The following is a 3,277-nucleotide window of genomic DNA, read 5'->3' on the forward strand; positions in this document are numbered from 1 at the left end:
TTATTATTCATTACATAGTATTGAATTCGACGCTCGACAATACTATTAAATCGGGACATAAAATCATAAAAGAAACCCGGATATTTCCTGATTTCTGTGAATGCTGTTAACCATTTTCTTTGTTTTATAGGTTCTAAAACTTGAAGATAAGCTAGATTTTTCTTATAGACTGAGAGATTATAAGATAGAGCACGCATTAGAGCAGGATTCTTTTTCACAATGTCTTGTTGCATGAAAGAAGTAGTCGCTTTGCAGTATTGATTTAGACGTGGTAATTGGCTTTGATATACAAGAGAACCAGGGCGTGAGCGGTAGAAGTAATAGGGTTTTGGCTCAATAAAAAACCTAGCTCCTTTAATTAAGCATTTCATGTCAATCCAAAAATCTTGACCCATTCTAATTTCTTCATCGTACTCGATGCCGTTCTTAATCAGGAATTCTCGTTTGAATAGAGGCTTGCTTAAGCCAAAATGCAACCCTGCTTGCCCATAGACATCAGTTTCTACAAAATAAACGATATCAATTTGGAAGATTTTATCTATACGTTCTCCACTTTCTTGAATCAATGTACTCCAAGGAGATGTTGTACCGTCTTCGATCAAATAAACATCATCAGCAATCATGTCTGCATTTGTTGTATTTGCCAGAGACACAAGCTTTTCCAATCTTTCGGGAGCATACCAATCATCTGAATCAAGTACAGCAATCCATTCTCCTTCGGCTGCTCTGAAGGCGCGATTACGTGCCGCCGCCGCTCCAAGATTTTGCTGATTAACTATTACTTTGAGACGTTGATCGGTGAAACTTTTAGCGACTTCTACAGTTTTATCACTTGAGCCATCATCGACCATGATAACTTCAATGTCAGTGAGTGTTTGCTCTAAGGCTGACTCTATTGCCTTTCCAATATAAGTTTCAGTATTGTAAGCAGGGATAATAACGGAGACTTTAGGATTCACGAAACTGAACTCCTGACTACATGGTTAGGTAAAATATTAAAATTCTGACCATAATTTGATCATTTCTTTATTACTATACAACTCAGTAGGTCAGTGAGAATAAACGATGAGTGGTTAAAGTTGGGTAGGAGATATTAGGCGTTGGTAAACCAGTGCGTTGCCAGAGTTTTTTGAACGGCGGTTTTTGGCTTAGAAGAACAGCAGAGCGGTGAGGCAACACTGCCTTTAAGTTGACTGACGCTCTAGGCTAGCTTCCATTGTGTTAGTTAAAAAATGACCAGCTAAGATACCACTACTGAGGTAATATGTATCTTGCGAAATCCGGTGTAGGGTTTCAAAGCCACTACGACGCTGACGATCGCCTAGTACCCAGTAACGCTGTACTATTGTATCCAGACCAATCCAGCCTTCGCCTTCAACCTGCCCCAAAATATTATGTTGTAGTAAAAAAGTATACTGACGTTCTCCATCATGCAGCCGCCCCTTGTATTGCAGAGAGATTTCAGAGCGATCGCTACCTGGGAATATCAGTTTTGTGGCCATAGTAAACCAGTTATCTCGATTCCAAGCGACCAAGGTCATACCCTTGACGCTGATTGGCATACCATTACGTTCCAGCCAATTTCCTTCCATTGCCCAGCGTCCTGGTTCCAATAAAAAAGTATGAGCCACTTTTTATTCCCTATCTTGCTCGAGTGCCGCCAAGACTATAGTTATAGCAGTGCTAAGTTACGAGTGCTGAGTTGTGAGTGAAGAATGAAGAAATTTTTTATCTTGTTTATTGTTCCTGACTCAGCATTCAGAATTGACCTTGGTAAATTTCTCCCAAAAGTACTTCTTGAGGTGCACCTGTGGCTGTAGGTAAGTTGCCAGGAATACCCAAATGTCGCCAGTAGGCTAAAACCGCGAAGGCGATCGCTTCTTTAAAATCTGCACTCAAGCCGACTTCATCTGTCGTCGAGACTGGTATTGATCCCAACAACAACTGTAACCTTTGTTTCAAATAGAGATTGCGACTACCACCACCACATAATAGTACTCGTTGTGGCATTTCTGGCAAAAAAGTGCGGTAACTATGAAAAATTGAAGCAGCTGTAAGTTCTGTAAGAGTTGCCAGTACGTCAGCAGGATTGAGTTGGTATGCTTGAGCATCTTTTAAACACTGATGCAAGTAAGTCACACCAAATAATTCGCGTCCAGTGGATTTGGGTGGCGGTAGATGAAAGTAGTCTTGGTTGAGCCATTGTTCTACTAATTGATGGCAAGGAGTACCACTTGCTGCCCAATTGCCATCTTCATCATAAGTTTTAGCACCACCGCTTAAATGCTCCACCGCAAGATCCAACAGACTATTTCCTGGGCCAGTATCCCAACCACGAATTTTTGAGAGCCAGTCACTATGCCGAGGCGGAATATAGGCAACATTGCCAATACCACCAATGTTTTGAATACAACGCCCCTCTTGGGGATGACTGAGTAAATAAGCATCGACTCTGGGCACGAGAGGCGCACCATGACCACCAATAGCAATATCAGCAACGCGGAAGTTGCTCACAGTCGCAATGTTCGTAAGATAGGCAATTAATGCACCTCGCCCTAGTTGAAGACTGTAACCCAAGGGAGTACCGTGTGCTGTTAGCAGATAGCTAGGGTTTAGCCCGTGGGTAGTGAGCATTTCTCTCCCCCTACTCCCCTGCTCCCCTGCTCTCTCTTTGGGTGGTCGATGATAAACCGTCTGACCGTGGGAGCCAATGAGAGTGGCTGGCTGATGACCAATCTGAATATTTTGGGCGGCTTGGGCAAAGACTTGAGCGATCGCATCATCTATTTCTGCTAATTCTGCCATTGAGATGGCAACGCCTGCACCAACTGCTAATATTCTTTCTCTGAGTTCAACTGGATAGGGATATGTTGCCCCAGCTACCAACTCAACTTTGAGATCCAATTCTGTGCCAGAAATCTCTACCAACGCAGCGTCTATGCCATCTACGGATGTGCCACTAATTAAACCAATAACGCGAGTAGGGACAACAGGTTTTTCAGTTGGATGCATCGATTGAGATTCTTTTGTTGATTGCAAGAGTTTAGTGTAATTCATGTTAGTAGCTATGTCAAAACACTCAGGTTGCATGGTTGACTATATAAGAAAAAGTAAATAGAGCAAGAGAAGAATGTCAAACCCAATAGCAATGACCACGAATCTATCTCTATTTATCAGCAAACAAATAATTTAAAACGATTTTGTTTGTTATCTTGATTTATCCTTAATCAGGACAACATCCGAAGATACAAATTCTTAATATATCAAAGCTAACTTC

The 3,277-nt window shown here is 41.8% G+C and carries 3 protein-coding genes; all 3 read right to left on the reverse strand.

The window, feature by feature from the left end; translation table 11 throughout:
* The coding region (locus tag IQ229_RS19845) for a glycosyltransferase family 2 protein (protein WP_194046676.1) at positions 1–959 on the reverse strand (959 nt) is incomplete at its 3' end.
* Positions 960–1,184: 225 nt separating this feature from the next.
* Positions 1,185–1,631 (reverse strand): hypothetical protein, encoded by a 447-nt coding sequence (locus tag IQ229_RS19850; protein ID WP_194046678.1) that lies wholly within the window; start codon positions 1,629–1,631, stop codon positions 1,185–1,187.
* 127 nt (positions 1,632–1,758) lie between these two features.
* The gene (locus tag IQ229_RS19855; protein ID WP_194046680.1) at positions 1,759–3,012 is read right to left on the reverse strand and encodes an anhydro-N-acetylmuramic acid kinase; all 1,254 of its coding nucleotides are present in this window, start codon (positions 3,010–3,012) and stop codon (positions 1,759–1,761) included.
* Positions 3,013–3,277: the final 265 nt, after the last annotated feature.

This window comes from Nostoc cf. edaphicum LEGE 07299, assembly GCF_015207245.1.
Taxonomy (GTDB): Bacteria; Cyanobacteriota; Cyanobacteriia; order Cyanobacteriales; family Nostocaceae; genus Nostoc; species Nostoc edaphicum_B.